The 22148-nt window shown below is 74.4% G+C and carries 27 protein-coding genes, 2 tRNA genes and 1 other RNA gene; 17 read left to right on the forward strand and 13 right to left on the reverse strand.

The window, feature by feature from the left end; all coding sequences use genetic code 11:
- The first annotated feature begins 43 nt into the window (after nucleotides 1-43).
- The 3 genes from ABZ793_RS12920 to ABZ793_RS12930 all read left to right on the forward strand — a co-directional run bounded on the left by ABZ793_RS12920 (nucleotide 44) and on the right by ABZ793_RS12930 (nucleotide 1501).
- Entirely contained in the window at nucleotides 44-211 is a 168-nt protein-coding gene (locus ABZ793_RS12920; protein ID WP_350709602.1) for a hypothetical protein, read from the forward strand.
- Between the two features lie 116 nt (nucleotides 212-327).
- On the forward strand, nucleotides 328-855 hold the full coding sequence (locus tag ABZ793_RS12925; protein ID WP_357456284.1) for a tRNA adenosine deaminase-associated protein: 528 nt from the start codon (nucleotides 328-330) through the stop codon (nucleotides 853-855).
- Nucleotides 856-1048: 193 nt separating this feature from the next.
- Nucleotides 1049-1501 (forward strand): nucleoside deaminase, encoded by a 453-nt coding sequence (locus ABZ793_RS12930; protein WP_350709639.1) that lies wholly within the window; start codon nucleotides 1049-1051, stop codon nucleotides 1499-1501.
- Nucleotides 1502-1532: 31 nt separating this feature from the next.
- Here ABZ793_RS12930 and ABZ793_RS12935 read toward each other — a convergent pair whose 3' ends face one another.
- Both ABZ793_RS12935 and ABZ793_RS12940 read right to left on the reverse strand, forming a co-directional pair.
- Nucleotides 1533-2696, reverse strand: a complete 1164-nt coding sequence (locus tag ABZ793_RS12935; protein ID WP_357456287.1) for a HAMP domain-containing sensor histidine kinase — start codon at nucleotides 2694-2696, stop codon at nucleotides 1533-1535.
- On the reverse strand, nucleotides 2693-3349 hold the full coding sequence (locus ABZ793_RS12940) for a response regulator transcription factor (protein ID WP_357456290.1): 657 nt from the start codon (nucleotides 3347-3349) through the stop codon (nucleotides 2693-2695). The genes ABZ793_RS12935 and ABZ793_RS12940 overlap by 4 nt, the downstream gene beginning before the upstream one ends.
- A 159-nt stretch (nucleotides 3350-3508) precedes the next feature.
- On the opposite strand from ABZ793_RS12940, the gene ABZ793_RS12945 reads away from it, so the two are divergent.
- From ABZ793_RS12945 to ABZ793_RS12960, 4 genes are read left to right on the forward strand one after another with little or no spacing between them, the layout of a single operon-like run.
- The gene (locus ABZ793_RS12945; protein WP_357456293.1) at nucleotides 3509-4033 is read left to right on the forward strand and encodes a hypothetical protein; all 525 of its coding nucleotides are present in this window, start codon (nucleotides 3509-3511) and stop codon (nucleotides 4031-4033) included.
- Nucleotides 4030-5112, forward strand: coding sequence for a peptidoglycan-binding protein (locus ABZ793_RS12950; protein ID WP_357456296.1), 1083 nt, complete (start codon nucleotides 4030-4032; stop codon nucleotides 5110-5112). The genes ABZ793_RS12945 and ABZ793_RS12950 overlap by 4 nt, the downstream gene beginning before the upstream one ends.
- Nucleotides 5109-5807 (forward strand): ABC transporter ATP-binding protein, encoded by a 699-nt coding sequence (locus tag ABZ793_RS12955; RefSeq protein ID WP_357456299.1) that lies wholly within the window; start codon nucleotides 5109-5111, stop codon nucleotides 5805-5807. Before ABZ793_RS12950 ends, ABZ793_RS12955 begins: the two co-directional genes overlap by 4 nt.
- Entirely contained in the window at nucleotides 5807-7051 is a 1245-nt protein-coding gene (locus ABZ793_RS12960) for an ABC transporter permease (protein ID WP_357456302.1), read from the forward strand. Before ABZ793_RS12955 ends, ABZ793_RS12960 begins: the two co-directional genes overlap by 1 nt.
- Before the next feature lie 55 nt (nucleotides 7052-7106).
- Here ABZ793_RS12960 and ABZ793_RS12965 read toward each other — a convergent pair whose 3' ends face one another.
- The 3 genes from ABZ793_RS12965 to deoD all read right to left on the reverse strand — a co-directional run bounded on the left by ABZ793_RS12965 (nucleotide 7107) and on the right by deoD (nucleotide 9033).
- Nucleotides 7107-7574 (reverse strand): thioesterase family protein, encoded by a 468-nt coding sequence (locus ABZ793_RS12965; protein ID WP_357456305.1) that lies wholly within the window; start codon nucleotides 7572-7574, stop codon nucleotides 7107-7109.
- On the reverse strand, nucleotides 7571-8209 hold the full coding sequence (locus ABZ793_RS12970; protein WP_357456308.1) for a TetR/AcrR family transcriptional regulator: 639 nt from the start codon (nucleotides 8207-8209) through the stop codon (nucleotides 7571-7573). The genes ABZ793_RS12965 and ABZ793_RS12970 overlap by 4 nt, the downstream gene beginning before the upstream one ends.
- 116 nt (nucleotides 8210-8325) lie before the next feature.
- The gene (deoD, locus tag ABZ793_RS12975) at nucleotides 8326-9033 is read right to left on the reverse strand and encodes a purine-nucleoside phosphorylase (RefSeq protein ID WP_350709584.1); all 708 of its coding nucleotides are present in this window, start codon (nucleotides 9031-9033) and stop codon (nucleotides 8326-8328) included.
- Between the two features lie 75 nt (nucleotides 9034-9108).
- On the opposite strand from deoD, the gene ABZ793_RS12980 reads away from it, so the two are divergent.
- Nucleotides 9109-9195 (forward strand) — tRNA-Ser (locus tag ABZ793_RS12980).
- 108 nt (nucleotides 9196-9303) lie between these two features.
- On the opposite strand, the gene ABZ793_RS12985 is transcribed toward ABZ793_RS12980, so the two are convergent.
- The 4 genes from ABZ793_RS12985 to ABZ793_RS13000 form a co-directional block, all read right to left on the reverse strand.
- Entirely contained in the window at nucleotides 9304-9855 is a 552-nt protein-coding gene (locus ABZ793_RS12985; RefSeq protein WP_357456312.1) for a hypothetical protein, read from the reverse strand.
- A 139-nt stretch (nucleotides 9856-9994) separates the two neighbouring features.
- Nucleotides 9995-10438, reverse strand: coding sequence for a hypothetical protein (locus tag ABZ793_RS12990; protein WP_357456584.1), 444 nt, complete (start codon nucleotides 10436-10438; stop codon nucleotides 9995-9997).
- 83 nt (nucleotides 10439-10521) lie between these two features.
- Nucleotides 10522-11136 (reverse strand): hypothetical protein, encoded by a 615-nt coding sequence (locus ABZ793_RS12995; protein ID WP_357456315.1) that lies wholly within the window; start codon nucleotides 11134-11136, stop codon nucleotides 10522-10524.
- A gap of 143 nt (nucleotides 11137-11279) precedes the next feature.
- Nucleotides 11280-12287, reverse strand: coding sequence for a YafY family protein (locus tag ABZ793_RS13000; protein ID WP_357456318.1), 1008 nt, complete (start codon nucleotides 12285-12287; stop codon nucleotides 11280-11282).
- Between the two features lie 61 nt (nucleotides 12288-12348).
- Between ABZ793_RS13000 and ABZ793_RS13005 the strand changes: the two genes are divergently transcribed.
- Entirely contained in the window at nucleotides 12349-12759 is a 411-nt protein-coding gene (locus ABZ793_RS13005; RefSeq protein WP_357456321.1) for a VOC family protein, read from the forward strand.
- A gap of 435 nt (nucleotides 12760-13194) precedes the next feature.
- Nucleotides 13195-13335, forward strand: a complete 141-nt coding sequence (locus ABZ793_RS13010) for a hypothetical protein (RefSeq protein WP_357456324.1) — start codon at nucleotides 13195-13197, stop codon at nucleotides 13333-13335.
- Nucleotides 13336-13401: 66 nt separating this feature from the next.
- Here ABZ793_RS13010 and ABZ793_RS13015 read toward each other — a convergent pair whose 3' ends face one another.
- Nucleotides 13402-13593 (reverse strand): DUF397 domain-containing protein, encoded by a 192-nt coding sequence (locus ABZ793_RS13015; protein WP_357456327.1) that lies wholly within the window; start codon nucleotides 13591-13593, stop codon nucleotides 13402-13404.
- The gene (locus ABZ793_RS13020; protein ID WP_357456330.1) at nucleotides 13584-14351 is read right to left on the reverse strand and encodes a helix-turn-helix transcriptional regulator; all 768 of its coding nucleotides are present in this window, start codon (nucleotides 14349-14351) and stop codon (nucleotides 13584-13586) included. Before ABZ793_RS13020 ends, ABZ793_RS13015 begins: the two co-directional genes overlap by 10 nt.
- 422 nt (nucleotides 14352-14773) lie before the next feature.
- Here ABZ793_RS13020 and ABZ793_RS13025 point away from each other — a divergent pair, with 422 nt between their 5' ends.
- Both ABZ793_RS13025 and ABZ793_RS13030 read left to right on the forward strand, forming a co-directional pair.
- The gene (locus tag ABZ793_RS13025) at nucleotides 14774-15130 is read left to right on the forward strand and encodes a hypothetical protein (protein ID WP_357456333.1); all 357 of its coding nucleotides are present in this window, start codon (nucleotides 14774-14776) and stop codon (nucleotides 15128-15130) included.
- A complete protein-coding gene (locus ABZ793_RS13030) occupies nucleotides 15127-15375 on the forward strand; it encodes a flavin reductase (RefSeq protein ID WP_357456336.1) in 249 nt (82 codons plus the stop codon). Before ABZ793_RS13025 ends, ABZ793_RS13030 begins: the two co-directional genes overlap by 4 nt.
- 30 nt (nucleotides 15376-15405) lie before the next feature.
- Here ABZ793_RS13030 and ABZ793_RS13035 read toward each other — a convergent pair whose 3' ends face one another.
- Complete coding sequence (locus ABZ793_RS13035; RefSeq protein ID WP_357456339.1) at nucleotides 15406-16200, reverse strand: sulfite exporter TauE/SafE family protein; 795 nt, start codon at nucleotides 16198-16200, stop codon at nucleotides 15406-15408.
- Between the two features lie 422 nt (nucleotides 16201-16622).
- On the opposite strand from ABZ793_RS13035, the gene ABZ793_RS13040 reads away from it, so the two are divergent.
- Complete coding sequence (locus ABZ793_RS13040; protein ID WP_357456342.1) at nucleotides 16623-17795, forward strand: glycosyl hydrolase family 28-related protein; 1173 nt, start codon at nucleotides 16623-16625, stop codon at nucleotides 17793-17795.
- Between the two features lie 62 nt (nucleotides 17796-17857).
- On the opposite strand, the gene ABZ793_RS13045 is transcribed toward ABZ793_RS13040, so the two are convergent.
- A tRNA-Ser gene (locus tag ABZ793_RS13045) sits at nucleotides 17858-17942 on the reverse strand.
- Between the two features lie 82 nt (nucleotides 17943-18024).
- On the opposite strand from ABZ793_RS13045, the gene ffs reads away from it, so the two are divergent.
- The 4 genes from ffs to recR all read left to right on the forward strand — a co-directional run bounded on the left by ffs (nucleotide 18025) and on the right by recR (nucleotide 22045).
- Nucleotides 18025-18115, forward strand: an RNA gene (ffs, locus tag ABZ793_RS13050) — signal recognition particle sRNA small type.
- Nucleotides 18116-18223: 108 nt separating this feature from the next.
- On the forward strand, nucleotides 18224-20878 hold the full coding sequence (locus tag ABZ793_RS13055; RefSeq protein WP_357456345.1) for a DNA polymerase III subunit gamma and tau: 2655 nt from the start codon (nucleotides 18224-18226) through the stop codon (nucleotides 20876-20878).
- A 257-nt stretch (nucleotides 20879-21135) separates the two neighbouring features.
- Nucleotides 21136-21444 (forward strand): YbaB/EbfC family nucleoid-associated protein, encoded by a 309-nt coding sequence (locus ABZ793_RS13060; RefSeq protein WP_218106165.1) that lies wholly within the window; start codon nucleotides 21136-21138, stop codon nucleotides 21442-21444.
- Between the two features lie 7 nt (nucleotides 21445-21451).
- On the forward strand, nucleotides 21452-22045 hold the full coding sequence (recR, locus tag ABZ793_RS13065; protein ID WP_350683348.1) for a recombination mediator RecR: 594 nt from the start codon (nucleotides 21452-21454) through the stop codon (nucleotides 22043-22045).
- Nucleotides 22046-22148: the final 103 nt, after the last annotated feature.

Below are 22148 nucleotides of genomic sequence, written 5' to 3' on the forward strand. Positions count from 1 at the left end.
TCCCGTCTTGACGTGGCCGCGCGGACTCGGCACTCTCGGCGGTATGGCCTGGACCACTCCGCGGCTCGATCCCGAGCGCAGCCGTCGCCGCCAGCAGCTCCTCGCCGAGTTGGCGGGTGCCCGGGCGGTCCGCCAGCGCGAGCGGCCGCAGCGGGTGCGGAGCGAGCGGCTGCGGGAGCTCATCGCCACCCGCCGTCGCGTCGCCGGCTGACGAGAGTTTCCTCAGGATTGACCGGCCCTTCGGGGCGTTGACCGGTCGCCTGCCGACCCGACCGGCTAACGTGCACGCGTAACGGGTCGGCGTGCCGAGGCTTTTTTGGGGGGACCGTGTCGTACTTCGCTGCGGCGGTCGTGCGTGACGGCGGCGGCTGGACCGCGGCCGAGGTGAACCTGCGGGGCGTCACCGACGTCGACGACGTCGCCGACCGGCTGCGCGACGTCGACCAGGACGCCGACCTGTCGCTGCTCTTCGTCGAGGCGGACGACGCGTACCTGGTGATCCTGCGCCTGGACGAGGGGGAGGACCTGCGGGTCTTCGGCTCCGACTCGGCGTACGCGGAGGAGTCCCGGCTGGGCGCGCTGCTGGTGGGGGACCTGAAGACCTCGGTGACGGGGATGGACGACACCGACGAGCCGCGCCCGGCCCCGTCCGGCGACGAGGAGAGCCAGCAGCCCGCCGTCGACCCCGAGGCCGACCCGGTCGGCGACGCCGACCTCCTGGCCGACCTGGGCATCCCCGCGCAGAAGCTGCTCAACCTCTGCGCGCAGGAGGGCATGATGCCCGCCGACGTGACCGCCGAGGTGTGCCTGATGCTCGGCTGCGCCGACGAGGTCGAGGAACTGCGTGAGGTCTGACCCGTCCGGTGTCGCCGGGCCGGGTCGGTCGGGGGCCGGCGGCGGCGAGCCGGCCGACGCCACCGATCCGGCGCTGGAGACCGTACGGCCGGGGCAGCCGACCCCGGGCTCGGTCGGCCGGGTCGGGCCCGGCGCGCACGAGGAGCTGGCGGACCCCGACGGCGCCGGCCGGCGGCAGCGGCACGAGCTGTGGATGCGCCGGGCGCTGGAGGTCGCGGTCACCGGGCCGGCGGAGCCCCCCGGCGGCGCGGGCGAGGACAGCTCCGACGACATCCCCGTCGGCGCCGTGCTCTACGGGCCGGACGGCGCCGAGCTGGCGACGGGGCGCAACGAGCGGGAGCTGACCGGCGACCCGACCGCGCACGCCGAGGTGCTGGCGCTGCGCCGGGCGGCGGAGCGGCTGGGCCGCTGGCGGCTCGACGGCTGCACGCTGGTGGTCACCCTGGAACCCTGCACGATGTGCGCGGGCGCGCTCGTGCTGGCCCGGGTGTCCACTGTGGTCTTCGGCGCCTGGGAGCCGAAGACCGGGGCCGCCGGCTCGCTCTGGGACGTGCTGCGCGACCGCCGGCTCAACCACCGGCCGGAGGTCTACGGCGGCGTCCTGGAGTCGGAGAGCGCCGCGCTGCTGCGCGCCTTCTTCCGCTGAGGCAACGGCCGCCCTCCCCCCGGGGTGGGAGTCAGGCGGGCGGTAGCTCGACCGTGACGTCCAGCCCGCCGCCGTCGCGGGGGCGGGCCGTCACCGTGCCGCCGTGCGCCCGGGTCGCCGCCCGGACGATGGACAACCCGAGGCCGAACCCGCGGCCACCGCCGACCCGCTCGCCGGCGAGCCGGCGGAACGGCTCGAAGATGGCCGCCATCTCGTAGCCGGGCACCACCGGGCCGGTGTTGCTCACGGTCAGCGTCGACCGCCCCGCCACCACGCCGGTGCGGATTCCGACCCACCCGCCGGTCGGCAGGTTGTGCCGCAGCGCGTTCTCCACCAGGTTGGTGGTGATCCGTTCCAGCAGCACCGGGTCGCCGCTGACCGGCGCCGCCGCCAGGTCCCGGTCCACCACCGGCCCGGTGCCCGCCCGGACCGCCTGGTCGACGACGTGCGCGGCCACCTCGGCCAGGTCCACCCGGGACCGGGCGGTGAGTTCGTTCTCCGAGTCGGCCAGGGTGAGCAGACCGTCGATCAGCCGCTCGTGCCGCTCGTTCACCGAGAGCAGCAACTCGCCGAGCCGGCGGACGTCCTCGGACGCGCCCGGCCGGGTGACGGCCAGCTCGATCAGCGAACGGTTGAGCGCCAGCGGGGTACGCAGTTCGTGCGAGGCGTTCGCGACGAACCGGCGCTGCCCGTCGAACGAGCGGTCGAGCCGCTCCACCATCTCGTCGAAGGTGTCCGCCAGCTCCCGGACCTCGTCCCGTGGCCCGGAGAGCGAGATGCGTTCGTGCAGCCCGCGTCCGGCCACGTCGGCGCCGGCGATCCGCCGGGCGGTCCCGGTGATCTGGTGCAGCGGTTGCAGCGCCCGGCCGGCGACCAGCCAGCCGAACGCGATGGCCACCACGGAGACCAGGAGCAACGCGATACCGCCCTGGGTGAGCAGCGAGTACAGGGTCTGGTCCCGGGCGTCGTCCTGGGCCCTGCTGACCAGCACCCGCAGCTGTTCGGCCGGGACGCCGTTGATCTTCGGCTCCGTCCCCTGGACGACCGGCTTGGCGTCGCGCAGCGCCATCCCGACCGGCTGCGTCGTGCGCTGGTCGACCAGTACGTAGGTGACCGCGAGCAGGACCAACCCGGCGACCAGGAAGAGGCCGCCGTAGATCAGGGTCAGCCGGGCCCGGAGGGAGAGGCGCTTCACGAGATCCGGTATCCCACACCGGGCACGGTCTCGACCACCGGCGGGTCGCCCAGCTTGCGGCGCAGCTTCATCACGGTGACCCGGACGACGTTGGTGAACGGGTCGATGTGCTCGTCCCAGGCCCGCTCCAGCAGTTCCTCGGCGGAGACCACCGAGCCGTCGGCGCGCAGCAGCTCGACCAGCACCGCGAACTCCTTGCGGGACAGCGGCACGTACCGGCCGTCCCGGTGCACCTCGCGGCGGCCGGGGTCGACCACGATGCCGGCCCGGGCCAACGTGGGCGGTGCTGCGGGGCGGGCCCGCCGGCTCAGCGCGTGCACCCGGGCGGAGAGTTCGACCAGGGCGAACGGCTTGGTCAGGTAGTCGTCGGCGCCGAGCGCCAGGCCGGCCACCCGCTCCCGGACGGCCGCCGCCGCGGTGAGCATCAGCACCCGCGTCTCCCCGCCGCCGTCCACGATCGCCCGGCACACCTCGTCGCCGTGCACGAACGGCAGGTCCCGGTCGAGGACGACCACGTCGTAGTCGTTGACGCCGAGCCGCTCCAGCGCCGCGTCGCCGTCGTACGCGACGTCGACCGCGAACGCCTCCCGGCGCAGCCACTCGGCGATGCTCTCCGCGAGCAGGCTCTCGTCCTCCACCACCAGCACTCTCACCCGCCAATGGTGCCGCGCCCCGCATAACGCCGCCGTTAACGCCGACGGTTACGCCCCGGATACGCCCCCTGTCGTCGACTGGTCGGGACGCCCGGTGGAGCGCCGGGCCGAACGGGGGGTGCCCGGCGACGTCCGCCGGGCCCGGAGAGGAAGCGTGTCATGCGACGAGGACTACTCGCGGTGCCGCTGCTGGTCGCCCTGGCCCTTGCCGGCTGCGGCGGGTCGGGCGACGGACCGGCGGTGGCGACGGCGGGCGGCGGCGGTGCCGAACCGGTGTCGGCCTCCACCGCCGCCCAGCTCGGCGACGAGGAACGGCAGTTGAAGTTCGCCGAGTGCATGCGGGAGAACGGGGTGGAGGTGCCGGACCCGGAGCCGGGCGGCGCCCGGCTGTTCCGGTTCGACGGGAAGACCGACCCGGGGAAGGTGCAGGCGGCCATGGAGAAGTGCCGGCAGCACCTGCCGAACGGCGGAGAGAAGCCGAAGCTCGACCCGGAGCAGGTGGACCGGATGCGCAAGCTCGCCGCCTGCATGCGCGAGAACGGCGTGCCCGAGTTCCCCGACCCCTCCGCGGACGGCGGCATCCAACTGCGGCTCGACGCGATGAACGTCGACGACCAGCAGTTGAAGGCCGCGATGGAGAAGTGCCGGCAGTACGCACCGAAGACCGCCGGAGCCGCGCGGTGAGCGCTCGACGGTTCCGGCTCCGGACGGTCGCGCTGGCCGCCGCCGTCGTGGTCGCGGCCGCCGTCGGTGTCGCCGCCGCGGTGGGCTTCGACGGGACCGACCGCAGCACCGCCGCCGCCGACACCGCCCCGCCGGCCACCGCCACGGTCACCCGGCAGACGCTGACCGACGCCCAGACCGTCGACGGCGAGTTGGGGTACGGCACCACCCGCACCGCCTCCGCCCGGCTGAGCGGGACGATCACCGCGGTGCCGGACACCGGTGCGACGGTGAAGCGGGGCGGGCGGCTCTACGCCGTGGACAACGACCCGGTGGTGCTGCTCTACGGGCCGCTGCCCGCGTACCGGGTGCTCCAACCAGGGGTGGAGGGGGCGGACGTCGAGCAGTTCGAGCGGAACCTGCGCGCGCTCGGTCACGACGGCTTCACGGTCGACGACGAGTACACCGGCAGCACCGCCGACGCGGTCCGGCAGTGGCAGGAGAAGCTGGGGCTGCCCGAGACCGGCCGGGTCGAGCCGGGCCGGATCGTCTACGCGGCCGGCGCGGTCCGGGTGGCGAGCCAGCAGGCGGCGCCCGGGGACGCGGCCCAGCCGGGCCAGGCGGTGTTGACGTACACGGGCACCAGCCGGTTGGTCACCGTCGAGCTGGAGGTCGACGACCAACGGCTGGCGAAGAAGGGCGGCGCGGTCTCCGTCAGCCTGCCCGACGGTGGGCCGGTCAACGGAAAGGTCGAGACCGTGCAGACGGTGATCGACGCCGGCACCGGCGGCGCGGCGGGGCAGGACAGCGAGGCCGAGACGAAGATCGAGGTCACCGTGTCGGTGGCCGACCCGGCAAAGCTCGCCGGCTACGACCAGGCGTCCGTGGAGGTCACCTTCACCGCGACCGAGCGGCCCGACGTGCTCACCGTGCCGGTGGCGGCGCTGCTCGCCCTCGCCGAGGGCGGCTACGGGGTGGAGGTGGTCGATGCGGGGCGGAGCCGGATCGTCGCGGTCACGACCGGGCTCTTCGCCGCCGGCCGGGTCGAGATCAGCGGCCCGGACGTGGCCGAGGGCATGACCGTGGGGATGCCGGCATGACCGCTGACGCCGTCGTGCTGGACGGGGTGAGCCGGACGTACCCGGGCGGGGTCGTGGCGCTGCGTGAGGTGTCGCTGCGGATCCGATACGGCGAGCTCCTGGCGATCGTCGGCCCGTCCGGGTCGGGCAAGTCCACCATGCTGCACCTGATCGGCACGTTGGACCGCCCGTCCGCCGGCCGGGTCCGGATCGACGGGTACGACGTGGCGATCCTGCCGGACCGCCAGCTGGCCGCGCTGCGGGCCCGCCGGATCGGCTTCGTCTTCCAGCAGTTCCACCTCGCCGCCGGCACGCCTGTGCTGGACAACGTCGCGGACGGGCTGCTCTACGCCGGCGTACCCCGGCGGGAGCGGCGGCGGCGCGCGGAGGCCGCGCTCGACCGGGTGGGGCTCGGGCACCGGCTGACGCACCGGCCGCACGAGCTCTCCGGCGGCGAGCGGCAGCGGGTCGCGGTGGCCCGGGCGGTGGTCGGGGAGCCGGCGGTGCTGCTCGCCGACGAGCCGACCGGCAACCTCGACTCGGTGGCCGGTGCCGGGGTGCTGACGCTGCTGCGCGAGTTGCACGTGGCGGGCACCACGGTCGTGGTGATCACGCACGACCGGGAGATCGCCGACGGGCTGCCGCGGCAGGTGCGGATGCGGGACGGCCGGGTGGTGGCCGACTCGGCGGCGCTGGTCTCCGAGGGGGTGCGCTGATGGCGGTGGACACCCGGCGCGACCGGCGTGGGCTGACGGTGGTGGAGAACCGGCCGCGGCTGGTGCCGGCCCGGCTGGTGCCGGCCGACGTGCTCCGGGTCGGCGGGGTGGGGCTGCGCACCCGGCCGCTGCGCGCGTTTCTCTCCGCCCTGGGCATAGCGATCGGCATCGCGGCGATGGTGGCGGTGGTCGGCATCTCGTCGTCGTCCCGCGCCGACCTGGACCGCACCCTGGACCGGCTCGGCACCAACCTGCTCACCGTGGCCCCGGGCAGCACGCTCTTCGGCGAGCAGGCGCGGCTCCCGGTGGAGGCGGTCGCCATGATCGGCCGGATCGGGCCGGTGACCGCGGTGGCCGCCACCGGGCAGGTGCCGGAGAGCCCGGTCTACCGCTCCGACCGCATCCCGCCGGGCCAGACGGGCGGCATCGCCACCCGGGCCGCCCAGCTCGGGCTGGTCGACACCGTCGGCGCGACGGTACGCAGCGGCACCTGGCTGAACGCGGCCACCGAGCGGTACCCGGCCGTGGTGCTCGGCGACGCCGCCGCCCGGCGGCTCGGGCTCGGCGCGGCCGGCCCGGACGTGCAGGTGCACCTCGGCGGGCGCTGGTTCACCGTGGTCGGCATCCTGGCGCCGGCCCCGCTCGCCCCGGAGCTGGACGGCTCGGCGCTGGTCGGCTGGCCGGCCGCGGAGACGTACCTGGGCTTCGACGGGCACCCGACGACCGTCTACACCCGGTCTCGGGAGGCGTCGGTGGAGGCAGTCCGGTCGGTGCTCGGCGCGACCGCGAACCCGGAGGCGCCGAACGAGGTGGAGGTGTCCCGGCCGTCGGACGCGCTGGCGGCCGCGGAGGCCACCGACGAGGCGTTCACCGGCCTGCTGCTGGGCCTCGGCGCGGTGGCGTTGCTGGTCGGCGGTGTCGGGGTGGCGAACACCATGGTCATCTCGGTGCTGGAGCGGCGCGCCGAGATCGGGCTGCGGCGCTCGCTGGGCGCCACCCGGGGGCAGGTTCGCACCCAGTTCCTGGCCGAGTCGCTGCTGCTCTCCGCGTTGGGCGGGGCGGGCGGGGTGCTGCTCGGCATCCTGGTCACCGCCGGCTACGCGCTCTCCCAGGGGTGGCCGACCGTGGTGCCGGCCTGGGCGGTGGTCGGCGGCGTGGCGGCGACCCTGGCGATCGGTGGTGGCGCCGGCCTGTATCCGGCCGTCCGCGCCGCCCGGCTGGCCCCCACGGAGGCGCTGGCCTGACGGTTCGGGTGCGTCCGTGGTCGCCTGCGCGACCGGCGGACGCACCCGAACCGCGTCAGGCGGGGCTCGGGGCGGGACGGAGCAGGGTGGCGGCCACCGCCTGCGCGGTCTCGGTCCACGGCGCCGGGCGCAGAGTGGCCGGGTCGAGCCGGACGATGGCGCGCCGGCCCTCGGCGTGCACCACCCGGCCGTCGACGGAGCGGAACTGGTAGGCGTACTCGGCGCTGCTGGTGCCGAAGTGTTCGAGCCAGAAGTGCACCGCCACGGGCCCGGTGCCGGTGATCGGGGCGCGGTAGGTGATGGTGAACTCGCGTACCGCGTGGAACACGTCGGGGGCGCTGTGCTGCCCGCCCTGGAACGAGACGCCGCGGGCGGCCCAGTACGGCGTCAGGGCCCGTTCCAGCAGCACGGCGTACCGGGCGTTGTGCAGGAGGCCGAGGGCGTCGAGGTCGTCGAAGTGCACCGTGACGTGCTCGACGTGACCGAACTCGACGGCGGGCTGGTCGGCGATGGCGTGGCTCATGAGGGGCCTTCCGGTAGCAGGGTGGGGTCGGGGCACAGCGCCCGTAGGCGGGTCAGTAGGCCCTGGCGGGCGTGCCGGTAGGCGGTGTCGGGGTCCAGCAGCCGGGAGCGCAGCGCGGCGGTGATCCCGAGCGCGTCGATCTCGTACGCCAGCTGCGGGACGTCGGTGTCGGCGGGTAGCTCGCCGGCGTCGACGGCCTCCCGGACGAGCCGTTCGAGGAACGCGGCCCAGCGGCCGAACACCTCGGCGAGCCGGTCCCGGACCGGGCCGGGGCGGGCGTTGTACTCGAAGTCGGTGCTGGCGAAGAAGCAGCCGCCGGGGAGCACCCGGGCGGCGTAGAAGTCGATCCGGGCCTGGTGCAACGCCCAGAGCCGCCGTACGCCGCCGGGGGCGCGCAGGGCCGGGGCGACGATCCGCTCCTGCCACTGCTCCACGGCCCGGTCGATGGTGGCGAGCTGGAGCGCCTCCTTGGAGCGCCAGTGCGCGAACAGCCCGGACTTGCTGACCCCGAGCGTGTCGGCGAGCTGGGCGAGGGAGAGCCCGTGCAGGCCGACCTCGGTGGCCAGCACCACGGCGGCGTCCAGCGCGGCCGTGCGGGTCCGGTCGCCCCGCGCGACGCGTCCGTCGAGTGTCATGGGCAGAGGCTAATAAATAAGCACGACCGGTCGTATAGTTTTGTCGGGTGACGGTCGTCACGACACCGCCCCGCCGTCCAGCGGACGACGGGGCGGTGGAGCCGAAGGGGAGGCGATCAGGCGATGATCGTGTCCAGGGCGATCTCGACCATCTGACTGAAGGTCTGCTCGCGCTCCTCGGAGGTGGTCTTCTCGCCCGTCTTGATGTGGTCGCTGACTGTCAGCAGGGTCAGCGCGCGGGCCTTGAACCGGGCGGCGATGGTGTAGAGCGCCGCCGACTCCATCTCCACCGCCAGCACGCCGTAGTCGGCGAGGTTGTCGTAGAGGTCCGGGCGGTCGGTGTAGAAGGCGTCCGCCGCCAGGATCGGGCCCACCCGCATGGCGATGCCGCGCCGCTCGGCCACCTCGACCGACGTGCGCAGCAGCCCGAAGTCTGCGACCGGGGCGTAGTCGATCAACCCGTCGAAGCGCATCCGGTTCATGTTCGAGTCGGTGGAGGAGCCGATCGCCGCGATCACGTCGCGCAGCCGCAGGTCCTCGGTCAGGGCGCCGCAGGAGCCGACCCGGATCAGGCTCTTCACGCCGTACTCGTTGACCAGCTCGTGGGCGTAGATCGAGGCGGAGGGCATGCCCATGCCGGAGCCCTGGACGGAGACCTCGACGCCGTTCCAGCGGCCGGTGAAGCCCAGCATGCCCCGGACCGTCGAGTAGCAGCTGGCGCCCTCGAGGTAGGTCTCCGCGATCCACTTGGCCCGCAGCGGGTCGCCCGGCATCAGGACCCGCTCGGCGATCTCTCCCGGCTTCGCGCCGATGTGCGTACTCATGGCAAAGATCCTGCCAGGCCGGAGGCGGGGATACCGGTTCGGCATCCAGACCCGCGGTCCTGTACCCTCGTCGGCGGTGGCGTGTCCGAGTGGCCTAAGGAGCACGCCTCGAAAGCGTGTGAGGGTTTACGCCCTCCGAGGGTTCAAATCCCTCCGCCACCGCTCGTGACAAGCGAGGACGCCCGGTCGATCCGCGAGGATCGGCCGGGCGTTCCGCTTGTGGTCCCGGTTTCGGCGGTACGCGAGCGGGCGCGGTGACCCGGACGCCCGTCAGCGCCGGTCGAGTTCCGACTCCAGCCGCTGGATGAGCGTCTTGCGACCCTTGTTGTCGCGTTCGCTCCGCAGTGCCGCCTTGAGTTGGCCCGTGTCGAGGCCCCGGACGAGCTTGGCCGCCTCGGCAACCGGCAGCTCCGACAGCCGCCCGACCGACGTGGCGTTCCGGCGTGCGCGGCTGGCCCGCTCGGTGTTGGCGACGTACTGCTTGCCGGACCTCGACTCCTTCCGCTTCTTGGCGTCGGTCTTGCGCTGCTCCTCGTCGGAGAGCTGCTCCCAGGCATGTTTGGGCAGGTAACGACTCGTCTCGTCGCCGTGCCGCGCCCGGGTGTCGCCTTCCCTGGTCTGCCAGTGCTCTCCGCCCCAACGCTGCAGGGACTTCTGCCGCTCGTCCTTCGGGCCCTCGTAGCCTCCGCCGCGCTTCTGGTACTCCTTGGTGAGCCGTTGCGACTTGCGCGCCGACCACTGCCCCTGCCTGCCGCCCTTGTCGGAAGCCATGATCTCTTCCTTGAGCTGTTCTCTCAGCTCGGGCTTCGTGTACCGCGCCATGTCCGGCGGATACCCGGCACTCCGCCGCACATGCCTGCCGCGCCCCCCGACCCCGTCGACGCCCGATCCATCCGCAAGGCGTAGCCGGTCGGGGCCGCAGTACCGCACGCCGCTGCTGTCGAAGACCGACCGGCGGAGTTCAGCAGGGGCTGTGGCCCTCCTCGAAGAGGCGTTGGGCCCACTCGGCGTAGCCGACGATGATCTTGCGGACCGTGCGCCCGTCGTGCAGGAACAGGTACGCGCGGTCGCCCCGCCGGGCGAGCAGCCCGTCGAACCGGTGCGTCCCCTGTGGAGCCTCCAGCTCGCGCGCCGACGGGTAGCGGCCCCAGACCTCGTCGACGGGGCTGCCGGCGGTGACGCCCTCCGGGGTGCGCGTCGCGTCGCCGAGCCAGAGCAGCACGAGCCGGTCGTCGACGAAGATCGGGCTGGTCGTGTCGTGCCCGGCGAGTGACGGGCCGCAGGCGTCGACGTCGGTACGCAGGATGCCCCGCCGGGTCAGCTCGTCCTCGGTGTCGCCGAACTCGATGTCGTGGAGCCCGTTCAGGCCGACCACGTCGACGGCTCCGGCGGGCCGACCGTCCATTTCGGGCAGTTGCGGGCGAACGCCACTGCCCGCGATCGAGGCAGCCGTCAGCAGCGCCGCGATGAACACGAATTGTCGCAATTTCATAGAATCCCCCAGTCCCCAACGGGGCCGGGGCGCTCAGGTTGCTGTTCGTCCCCAGATTGCCGGCTTTCCCACTCCTCGGCCAGCTCGTCCCAGTAGTCGGCGCTCAGCCGTCGGCGGCCGTGCGCGAGCCACCCGGCGGTGCTCCGCTCGACGTGCAGGCCCAGCTCGGCGAACGGGTCGATCCACGCGCCGGGCTCCGCGCCGAGCCGGGCGAGCGCGGCGTTGAGCGGCCACTCCGACCGCGGCCCGTCGAAGAGGTGGTCGACGCGCGGCCCCCAGCTCACCCCGCCGCCGAGCCACACCACCGCCGACTGGTAGCCGGCGCCGCCGGCGAACTCCGCCTCCAGGTACGCCACCGGACCCGACCGCGACCAGCCCGCGAGGACCCCGGCGAGGGCGGCCGAGAGCACCAGGTGGAACGGCTCCGCAGGCGACCGTTCCGCCGCCGAGAAGTCGGGCAGCGCCCCGGTCAGCTCCTCGACCAGTTGCGGGGTGACCGGCAGCAGCGCGAAGTCCTGGCGCAGCTCGCCGAGGACCGCGTGGTCGAGGTCGGCGGTCTGCTCGCGGAGCAGCTCGGCGTCCGCGACGACCGCGCTGAGCTGGTAACCCATCGGAGCCCTCCGCCGTCCACAGGCTGTGGATGGAACATGTGTACGACGGACGCGCCTCCGCCACCAACCACCGCACGCTACCGCCCACCCCCGCCGCCGTGGGGACGCGACGACCCCCGTGATCTTGCACTTTCGGCCCTGTTTCAGGCGGAATGCGGGCCTTCGCCCGGGCATGCAGTGCAAGATCGCCGGGGCGGGTGGGGGAGGGCGGCGAGGTAGCGGGTGGCGAGGGTGTGGAGGAGGTCGTGGAGTTCGGGGGGAGCCAGGACCGTGAACGGGACGTCGAACTTGCTCAGGTACGTGGCCAGGTCGTGCAGCGAGTCGGTGCCGGTGACCAGCTCGCACGTCGCGTCGTCGATCGGGATGATCTCGCCGGAGGTGGGGGTGCTCCGCTCGGCCACCACGGCGGCCGGCGCGTGGAAGCGGATGCGCGCCTGGTACGCCCAGACCAGCGACCGGACGCCGCGCAGGACGTGTGCCGCCGCGTCGCCACCGGGTGGCTCGCGCGGCACGAACCGTGGCCCGGCCGGCGGCAGCGGACGCACCCGGTCGGCGCGGAACGTGCGCCAGTCCCGCCGGTCCGTGTCCCAGGCCAGCAGGTACCAGCGGCGGCCCGTGTAGACGAGGGTGTGCGGCTCCACGTCGCGCACGCTGGTGCTCCCGTCGTGGCCGGCGTACTCGAACCGCAGCCGTTCGTGCCGGTGTGCCGCCGCCGCGGCGGCGGTCAGCGTGTCGGCGTCGACGGTCGGCCCGCCGCCGGCCGCCGAGACCGTCGTGGTGCGCAGGGCGTCGACGCGCGGGCGCAGCCGCGCCGGCAGGGTCCGTTCGAGCTTGGTCAGCGCCCGCAGCGACACGTCCTCGATGCCGGTGACCGAGCCCGCCGCGGCCGCCCGTAGGCCGACCGCGACCGCCACCGCCTCGTCGTCGTCGAGCAGCAGCGGCGGCAGCGCGGTGCCGGCGCCGAGGCGGTAGCCGCCGGCCGGGCCGGTGGTCGAGTCCACCTGGTAGCCGAGCTGCCGGAGCCGGTCGACGTCGTTGCGGACGGTCCGGGTGGTGACCGCCAGCCGGGCCGCCAGATCGGCGCCGGACCAGTCGCGCCGCTGCTGGAGGAGCGAGAGGAGCCGCAGGAGCCGTACCGAGGTTTCCAGCATTTCCCGATTCTGCCCGAGATTGAGGAAGCTGATGTTCCTCAACCCGTCCTAGCGTGAGGTCATGACGGAGACACCGAGACTGCGCGGCATGGCCAACGTCAGCTACTGGGCGGTGGACTGGCAGGCGGCCAAGGGCTGGTACACGGAACTGATCGGCTTCGAGCCGTACTTCCTGCGCGACGGCTACGCGGAATGGCGCCTCGGCGACCACCAGGACGAACTGGGCCTGGTCGACAGCCGCTATCGGCCGCCGGGCGCGGCGTCCGGGCCGGGCGGCGTCGTCCTGTATTGGCACGTCGACGACGTGCACGGCATGTACGCGCGGCTGCTCGCCCTGGGCGCCACCCCGCACGAGCCACCGCAGGACCGCGGCAGCGGCTTCGTGACCGCCACCGTGGTCGACCCGTTCGGCAACCTGCTGGGCGTCATGTACAACCCGCATTACGTCGAGATCCTCGCCGGGCAGGGCTGACAACCGTGGACGAGGTCGAGATCATCCGGTGCGCGGACGCGGACGAGTGGGACGGGTGGCTCGCCGCGCACGCCGGCACCCGGTCCGAAGCCTGGCTGGCGATTCCCCGCAAGGGCTCGGGCGCGGTCGCCATGAGCGCGGCGCAGGCCGGCGACGTCGCCATCAGCCACGGCTGGATCGACAGCCACCGCCGCCGCCTGGACGCGACGCACTTCCTCCAGCGCTACTCGCCGCGCCGGCCGGGCAGCCCGTGGTCGCGGGTCAACGTCGACCGCGTGGCCGCCCTGGAGGCGGCCGGCCAGATGCGCCCCGCCGGCCGCGCAGGTCGACGCCGCGAAGGCCGACGGCCGATGGGCGAGGGCGTACGCCCCGCAGCGCAGCGCCGCCGTACCCGAGGATCTCGTCGCGGCGCTCGCGGGCAGCGACCGTGCCCGCGTGGCGTTCGAGGCCCTGAGCCGCAGCGACCGGTACGGGATCTTCCTGCCGCTGCTCAAGGCGCGCACGCCGGCCGGGCGGGCCGGCGCGCTGCGGCGGGCGCTGGCGACCCTGGAGGCCGCCACGATGCCGGCGGAGTGACCCCAGGTCGTCCGGGGCGGCGGAGTTTCCGCCGCCCCGGACGCCGATCCGGTCACCGCCGCTCGGTCAGGGGCGCTCGGCGATCCGGCTGACGAACGCGCGCCACGCCGCCGGCGGGAAGGCGAGCGCCGGGCCGGCCGGGTCCTTCGAGTCGCGCACGGCGACGACGCCGGGCAGGTTGTCGGCGACCTCGACGCAGTTGCCGCCGTTGCCGCTGCTGCGGCTGCTCTTGCGCCACCGCGCGCCATTCAGCTCCATGTCTCCGCCACTTCCGAGATGAGATCGACAGACTGCCAGTGGGTCAGCGCCTCGCCGCGCACGTTCTCCCACGCTGCCATCATGGCGGCGATGTCCGCGGGGTCGCTAACCACTTGACCCTGGAGTTGGTTGTCGAGGTAGCCGGCGATCCGGTGGTCGTGGCTGTTGGCGATGACGAACGGCCCGTTCAGCCCCGCGTAGGCACCGACCGACGACGGCACGACGTGCACCCGGATGTGCGGCTCGGCGCACACCGTGACCAGGGCGCGGAGCTGCTCGCGCATGGTGGCCCGGCCGCCGACCGGCCGGCGCAGCACCGCCTCGTCGACGACGGCCGTGAACAGCGGCGGCTCGTCCTGCCGGAGGATGCCCTGCCGGGCGAGCCGGGCCGCCAGGTGCCGCTCGACGTCGCCCCGGGGGAACAGGCCGCCGCCGGTCAGCACGGCACGCGCGTACGCCTCGGTCTGGAGCAGCCCGGGCAGCACCACCGACTCGTACGACCGCAGCGACACCGCCTCGCGCTCGATCTCCTGCCACGGACGGAACCAGATCGGGTCACGACGTCTCGAAGTGTCCGGCCAGATGTCCGACACGTCCCGGTGGAGGGCCTCCGCCGCCGCCAACCGATGTCGGGGATGCGGGATGCGGTCCTCCGTCAGCCAGCGGCCGACCGTCTTCGGGTCGACCCCGACCTTCTCGGCGAGGGATTCGGTCGTGTGTCCGGTGTCGCTGAGCGCGACCCGCAGCGCGTCGTTCACGGGCTCCTCCCATCGGATGTCCCAAATATCTGGCGACCATACATTCACGCGGTGTATCTGTCTGCTTACTGGCGGCAAGTTGGGGTGACGAAGGCGGCGCGGCCGGTGGAGGCGAGGTAGCCCGGCGGTCGTGCCAGTCGCGGGGCCGCCCCGGCGGGGAGGGCGGGGCGGCCCCCTCCAGCCCGCTCGTCGCGTTCCTCGTCGCGCTCCCGGAGGAGGCCCCGCCCGTGCCCACCCGCCAGCCGCCCGGCCCGGCACCGTTGCCCGTCCGGCCCGATGCCGTCGCAGGCCAATGCCAGCCGACCCCGCCCGCGCCTCGCCGGGAGCCCGCGCCTCGCCGGGAGCCCGCGCCCCGCCGGGAGCCCGTGCATCGCCGGGAGCCCGCGCCCCGCCAGGAGAACGCGCCTCGTCGGGAGACACGGATGCCTCTGGCCGTCGGCGCGACGATCCGCGTGCCGGACGACGCGTACCGCTTCGGCGAGGGACCGCTGACCCTGCGGATCACCGAGGTGCTGAGCATCGGCCCGTTCGAGGGACGGGTGTGGGCCGAGGTACGCGGCCACGAGGTCACCCCGGACGGCACCCTCCGCGCCCGCGCGCGCTTCGCCTTCGTCCGCGTCGACCGGGTCACGCTGATCTCCGCCGGCCCCCAGCTGGCCGGATCGATGACGCGACCCGCACCCTCGCCGAACCACCCGGTCGCGGTCGTCGCCGAACCGTCCGGGCCGGTCGCCGGCGGCCCAGGGTCCGCAGAGGCGGCGGGGGCGGCCCGGCCGTGACTCGACGCCGCGAGCACGTCCCGACCCGGCCCACCTGGCGCTGCCGGGCGTGCGGCATCGCCTGGCCCTGCTCGGCGGCGAAGCTGCGGCTGCTCGGCGAGTACCGCCACGACCGCGTCGCGCTCACCGTCTACCTGGCGACCCTCCAGGCCGATGCCGCCGAGCAACTCGCCGGGCTGGACCACGACGTGAACCCCGCCGAGCTGGCCGACCGCTTCGTCTCGTGGGCCCGTGCGCGCGGCTGACCGGCCAGGCTCACGTCGGGCGGCGCCGGCTCAGGCCAGCAGGTTGACCAGGGCGGCGAGCCCGACGACCACGATCGCGGCACGCAGCGCTGCCGGCGGCAGCCGACGCCCCCACCGGCCGCCGACCAGGCCACCCACCACGGAACCCACGGCGATGAGCAGGGCCGGCTGCCAGGCCACCGTGCCCAGGGCGATGAACATGACCGCCGCGACCCCGTTCACCAGGCCGGCGAGCACGTTCTTGACCCCGTTGACCCAGCGCAGGTCGGTGGAGAGCAGCACCCCGAGCAGCCCCAGCAGCAGCACACCCTGGGCGGCGCCGAAGTAGCCGCCGTACACCCCGGTGGCGAACACACCGAGGAGCAGGAGCAGCCCGACCCGCCGGACCTCCCCGTCGGCGGGCGGCGGCGCGTCCGCCGGGCCCTGCCGCCGGCGGGCCAGCGCCCGGGCCAGCTGCGGCTGCACCAGCACCAGCACCAGCGCCAGCCCGATCAGCGCCGGCACGATGGCCTGGAACGCCCCCGGCGGCAGCCGCAGCAGCAGCACGCCCCCGGTGATCCCCCCGAGCACGCTCGCGACGCCCAACCGCGCCAGCAGCCGGCCGTGCCCGGCAAGATCACGGCGATAGGCGTACGCCCCGGAGAACGACCCCGGCACCAGCCCGACCGTGTTCGACACGTTCGCCACCACCGGTGGATAGCCCAGGGACAGCAGGACCGGGAAGGTCACCAGCGTGCCCGAGCCCACCACCGCGTTGATGGCACCGGCCGCGACCCCGGCGGCCAGCACCGCCAGCATCTCGGCGGCGTTCAACATCGTGTTCATCTGTGTCCGCGCCTTCCCCGGGCCGGTCGTCGCCCTCAGGTCGCCGCCGCCCGGATGTCTCGCTGTCGAGTGCGGCTGCCAGCGTATGGTTCCGGCCCTGTCGGGTTGATCGACCTGCGTCGGAGATCACCTCTCGACCGGCCGAGTCCGGCCAGGCGCGTCCGTGCCGTGCGGGCGGCTGCTGAGTCCCGAAGATCGCTCGCAGGGGGCAGACGGATCGGCCACCAGTTGCGATGATGACCGCCGATGCGGCGCGGGCTCCGTCGCCGCCACGGGGGATCGACACAGACGGAGAGACTTGGCGGCTCGGCGCAGGCCGGGCTGCCCGTCGACCTGTCCGCTTCCTCCGGGCGACGACGGGCCACCGACGCCGCACCTCGTTCCGCCCCGGCGGCCGAGGGCCAACCAGCTCAGGAGGAAGCATGCAGGACAACCGTTCCGGCCGTCGTCATCTGCTCCGGGCCGCGATGGTCGGCGCGGGCGCCGCCGTCGCCGCGCCCGCGCTGGGCAGCATCACCCCCGCACAGGCCGCCGCGCTCGCGTCCACCGGCGCGATCCCGTGGGTCGGTCCCGCCGGCTCCGGCGCCACCTACGAGGTGGATCCGACCGTTGGTGCCCAGGCCGCCATCAACACCGCGCTGGGCAGCAGCAGCCAGCGGGCCGTCTACGTCGCGCCCGGCACCTACACGGTCAAGGCCCCGGTGGTGCTCGACGACAAGCACGCGCTGATCGGCGCCGGCCCGCTGGTCACGATTCTGCGCGCCGGCTCGGGCTTCAGCGGGGCGGCGCTGGTCGTCAACCCGTGGTCCGGCACGTACGTCGGCTCCTCCCGCCAGTGCGTGACCGACATCGGGCTCGACGCGGCGAACATCGTGGCGAACGGGATCAACTTCCAGATGAACGCCACCCCGTCCACGTACGGGCCGGACCCGGCGCCGTGGTTCACCCGGGTCTTCGTCACCCGCACCACCGGCGACGGCATCTACCTCGGCGGCACCTACTCGGGCGGGCAGCGCGAGTTCAAGCTGACCGACTGCCGGGTCGAGCACGCGGACGGCTGGGCCTACAACATCCAGTCCTCCGACGGTTTCGTCAGCGGCTGCTCCGCCCAGGGCGGTGCCGCCGGGGGCTACCTGATCAGCGGCGGCAACCTCAAGGTCTGGGGCAGCAAGGCGTACGGCACCGGTACCGCGACGACGCCGGGTCCCGCCTTCCGCATCGAGTCCGCCCGCGCCACGCTGGTGGGCTGCGAGGCCCAGGACAGCGCGGGCAACGGGTTCGAGATCGCCGCCCCGAACTGCACGCTCTCCGGCTGCACCGCCGACTCGACGGGGACCGGCAGCAGTGACCAGCACTCGGCCGGCTTCCACATCGCCGCCTCGGCCGTCAGCGTGGAGGGCGGCTCGTTCCAGCGGGCCGGCGGCGGCGGAAAGTGGATCGTCGGCGGCGCGGGCATGCGGACGGCGCTCTACCTGGCCGACGGGGCCGACTACCTCTCCGTACGGCTGGTCACCGGCGGGGCCCGGGAGACGCCGTTCCAGCGCCTGATCACCGGGACGGCGGGCTCCCACTCGTCGATCTCGGTCATCGGCTGACACCTGGGGACGTACCACGACGAAGGGCCGGCCCCTCGTGGGGGCCGGCCCTTCGTCGACGGCGGAGGATACGAGATTCGAACTCGTGAGGGTGTGAACCCAACACGCTTTCCAAGCGTGCGCCCTAGGCCTCTAGGCGAATCCTCCGCAGAAGAGGATACAGGTCCCCGGCGGCTCGGCCACCCCACCACCCCCTGAAGATCGACCGCCGGTCGGGTAGGCTTGGCGGTACCCCCCGTGCGGCGTGTATCTCGTGAACCTCCCCAGGGCCGGAAGGCAGCAAGGATAAGCGGGCTCTGACGGGTGCACGGGGGGCCTTTCTGTCTCCGGGTGCCGGTAACGTCCCTGCGGGTCAGGTCACCGGCGGGGTGGGTGGTCACCCGCGGCTGACCGGCGCAGAATGGCTCGGTCGAGAGGAGGCGGGACGGGTGGCACTGGCGCTCTACCGCAAGTACCGGCCACGCACCTTCGCCGAGGTCATCGGGCAGGAGCACGTCACCGAGCCGCTGTCGCAGGCGCTGCGCAGCGGGCGGCTCAACCACGCGTACCTCTTCTCCGGCCCCCGTGGCTGCGGCAAGACCTCCAGCGCCCGCATCCTGGCCCGCTCCCTCAACTGTGAGCAGGGTCCCACCCCGGAGCCGTGCGGGCAGTGCGAGTCCTGCCGCTCGCTGGCCACTGACGGCGCCGGTTCGATCGACGTCATCGAGATCGACGCGGCCAGCCACGGTGGCGTCGACGACGCCCGCGAGTTGCGCGAGAAGGCGTTCTTCGCGCCGGCCCGCAGCCGCTTCAAGATCTATGTCATCGACGAGGCGCACATGGTCTCGTCGGCCGGCTTCAACGCCCTGCTCAAGCTGGTCGAGGAGCCGCCCGAGTACGTCAAGTTCATCTTCGCGACCACCGAGCCGGAGAAGGTCCTCGGCACGATCAAGTCGCGGACCCACCACTACCCGTTCCGGCTGATCCCGCCGAAGGTGCTCCGGCCCTACCTGGAGCAGCTCTGCGAGGCGGAGGGCGTGGCGGTCGAGCCGGCGGTCTTCCCGCTGGTGGTGCGCGCGGGCGGCGGCAGCGCCCGGGACAGCCTCTCCGTGCTCGACCAGCTCATCGCCGGGGCCGGGCCGGAGGGGGTCACCTACCCCCGCGCCGCCGCGCTGCTCGGTGTCACCGACGCCGCCCTGATCGACGAGATGTGCGACGCGCTGGCCGCCGGCGACGGGGCGGCCGCGTACGTGACCGTCGACCGGGTGGCCGAGGCCGGGCACGACCCGCGCCGGTTCGCCTCCGACCTGCTGGAGCGGCTGCGCGACCTGATCGTGCTCCAGCAGGTGCCGGACGCCGCCGCCAAGGGCCTGATCGACGGCCCGACCGACCAGATCGAGCGGATGGCCGCCCAGGCCCAGCGGCTCGGCCCGGGCACCCTGTCCCGCTGCGCCGACATCGTGCACAACGGCCTCGTGGAGATGCGTGGCACCACCGCGCCTCGGCTGCTGCTGGAGCTGATCTGCGCCCGGATGCTGCTGCCCGGCGCCGACGACACCACCGGCGGCCTGCTCCAGCGCCTGGAGCGCATGGAGCGCCGGCTCACCCTCGTCGGCACCGACGCGCCGCCGGCCGCCGCCAGCCCCGCGCCGGCCGCCCCGGCTCCGGTACGCCCCGACACCCCCGCCGCGACCGCGGCTGCCGCCGCGCCCGACCCGGGGCCCGCCGGCCCGCCGGCGGCTGCCGCCGCTCCGTCCGGTGTCGCCGCCGCCCGCGCCGCCGGGGCCGCCACCGGTTCCCGGTCGGCGGAGGCGGTCCCGGGTGCCGCGGACCCGGTGGGTGCCACCGCCGGTGGCCCGCCCGCCGATGCTCCCGCCCGCCGTGACGTGCCGTCCTCGGCGGTGATGCCCGACCCGGCCACCCCGGAGCCGCCCCGCCCCGGTGCGGCTCCGGCGGGCGCGCTGGACGCCGTCGCGGTGCGCCGGGTCTGGCCGGACATCGTCGCCAAGGTCAACCGGATCAAGAAGCCGGCCGCCGCGCTGATGCGCGACGCGGTGGTCCGCGACGTGGACGGCGACACCCTGGTGCTGACCGTCAAGTCGCCGGTGCTCGCGCAGATGATGGGCAACCACACCTCGGTGCTGGCCGAGGCGCTGTACGAGGAGTTCGGCGGCCGCTGGCAGATCCGCTGCGAGGTGGCCGGCGAGCGGGGTGGCGCGTCGCTCGGTGGCCCGTCCCGGCCCGCCCCTCCGGCCCGCCCGGCCTCCCCGCCACCGGCCGCCCCCGTCCACCAGGCCCCGGCCGGCGCCGGCCCGTCCGGCAACGGCGCGGGCGGCGGCATGTCCAGCGGTCCGAGCGGCCCGAGCGGTGCGGCTGGCGGGCCCGATGGCGTGGCCGGTGGGCCTCGTGGTGGCGCGGGCGGCCAGGGCGGGGCGACCCGTCCGGCGTCCGGCGCGGGTGCGGCGCGGGGCGGCACCACGTCCGCCGACGACGCCGGGGACTGGCCCGAGGCGGCCCGGCCCGGCGGCGCGGCCGGCGGGGGCGAGGACTGGCCCGAACCGGCCCGCCCGGGCGGCGCGGCCGGGGGCGCCGACGACTGGCCGGAACCGGCCCGGCCGGGCGGCACGTCGGCCACCACGTCGACGGCCACCTCCACGGCGGGCGCGGCGACGACCACCGCACCGCCGGGCAGCGCGTCGGCGACCGCCGCGCCGGCCGTACCGAAGCCGGCCGGTCCCTCGGCGGCGCCGCAGCAGGCCGCGCCCGCCGGTCCCCCGGTGAGCAGCGCGATCGCGGCGGCGCGGGCGGCTGCGGCGGGACGCGGCCCGCGGCCCGCCCAGGCGGCCCGGAAGACCGCGGACGCCGACTGGGCCGGCGAGCCGCCGTACGATCCGGACTTCGACGGGCCGGTGCGCGGCGGCGGGGGACGCCCCGGCGGCGCCCAGCCGGCGAGCCCGACCTACGAGGGCTTCGACCCGGGCGACGAGCCGCTGGACGAGGTGCTCGACGAGCGGACCGCGCGGGAATCCAGCGAGGAGCAGGCGGTACGGCTGCTGCGGGAGGCGTTCGGCGCGGAGAAGATCGACGAGGTGGACGCCCGCTAGGGCCACGGCCCGGCAGGTCGGCGTAGCGGCCGGCGTCCATCGCCGCAGAGGCCCTCGCCTGCTGTTCCGCTGCCGTCGCGGCCTGCTCCCGGGGCATCCGCGTCTTCCTCCGGTCGCTTCCGTGATCGTCCGCCCGGGACCCGCCGGGCGGGGAAGCACCGGGCGGGGCGAGGCCGCTCACAGCGGATAGGCTGAGCGGCGGCCGAGCAGACGAGTGCGAGAAGGAGCCATCCGTGCGCCCAGGTGGACAGCCGAACATGCAGCAGATGCTGAAGCAGGCGCAGAAGATGCAGCAGCAGATCGCCAAGGCCCAGGCCGAGCTCGCCGAGGCCGAGCTGACCGGCACCGCCGGGGGCGGCCTGGTGACCGCGACCGTCGCCGGCACCGGGGAGCTCAAGGCGATCAAGATCGACCCCAAGGCGGTCGACCCGGAGGATGTGGAGACCCTGGAGGACCTGGTCGTCGCGGCGATGCACAACGCCGCCGAGGCGGCCCGGGAGCTGACCGAGAAGAAGATGGGCCCGGTCACCGGCGGCATGGGCGGCCTCGGCCTGCCCGGTTTCTGAGCGGCAGATGTACGAGGGCGCCATCCAGGACCTGATCGACGAGCTGGGGCGGCTGCCGGGCGTCGGCCCGAAAAGCGCGCAGCGGATCGCCTTCCACGTCCTGTCGGCCGACCCGGCCGACGTCAACCGGCTGGCCGGCGCGCTGCGCAAGGTCAAGGAGCTGGTGCGGTTCTGCACCAGTTGCTACAACGTGGCCGAGTCCGACCAGTGCCGGATCTGCCGCGACCCGCGCCGCACCGACGAGGTGCTCTGCGTGGTCGAGGAGCCGAAGGACGTGGTCGCGATCGAGCGGACCGGTGAGTTCCGGGGCCGCTACCACGTGCTCGGCGGGGCGATCAACCCGCTGGAGGGGATCGGGCCCGACAACCTGCGCATCCGCGAGCTGATGACCCGCCTGGGCGGGGGCGCGGTGCGGGAGCTGATCCTGGCCACGGACCCGAACACCGAGGGCGAGGCCACCGCCACCTACCTGGCGTTGATGGTCAAGCCGATGGGCATCGCGGTGACCCGGCTGGCGAGCGGCCTGCCGGTCGGCGGCGACCTGGAGTACGCCGACGAGATCACCCTCGGCCGGGCCTTCGAGGGGCGCCGCGCCGTCTGATCCGCCGATCGTGGCCGGCACCGGATCTCGGTGCCGGCCACTGTCGTACGCGCTCGGACATCCACTGTGGGCTCTGACATGTGGACGAAGCGAGTGTCGATGC

Origin of the sequence: Micromonospora sp. NPDC047465 (assembly GCF_040643125.1) — a bacterium.
Classification (GTDB): Bacteria; Actinomycetota; Actinomycetes; order Mycobacteriales; family Micromonosporaceae; genus Micromonospora.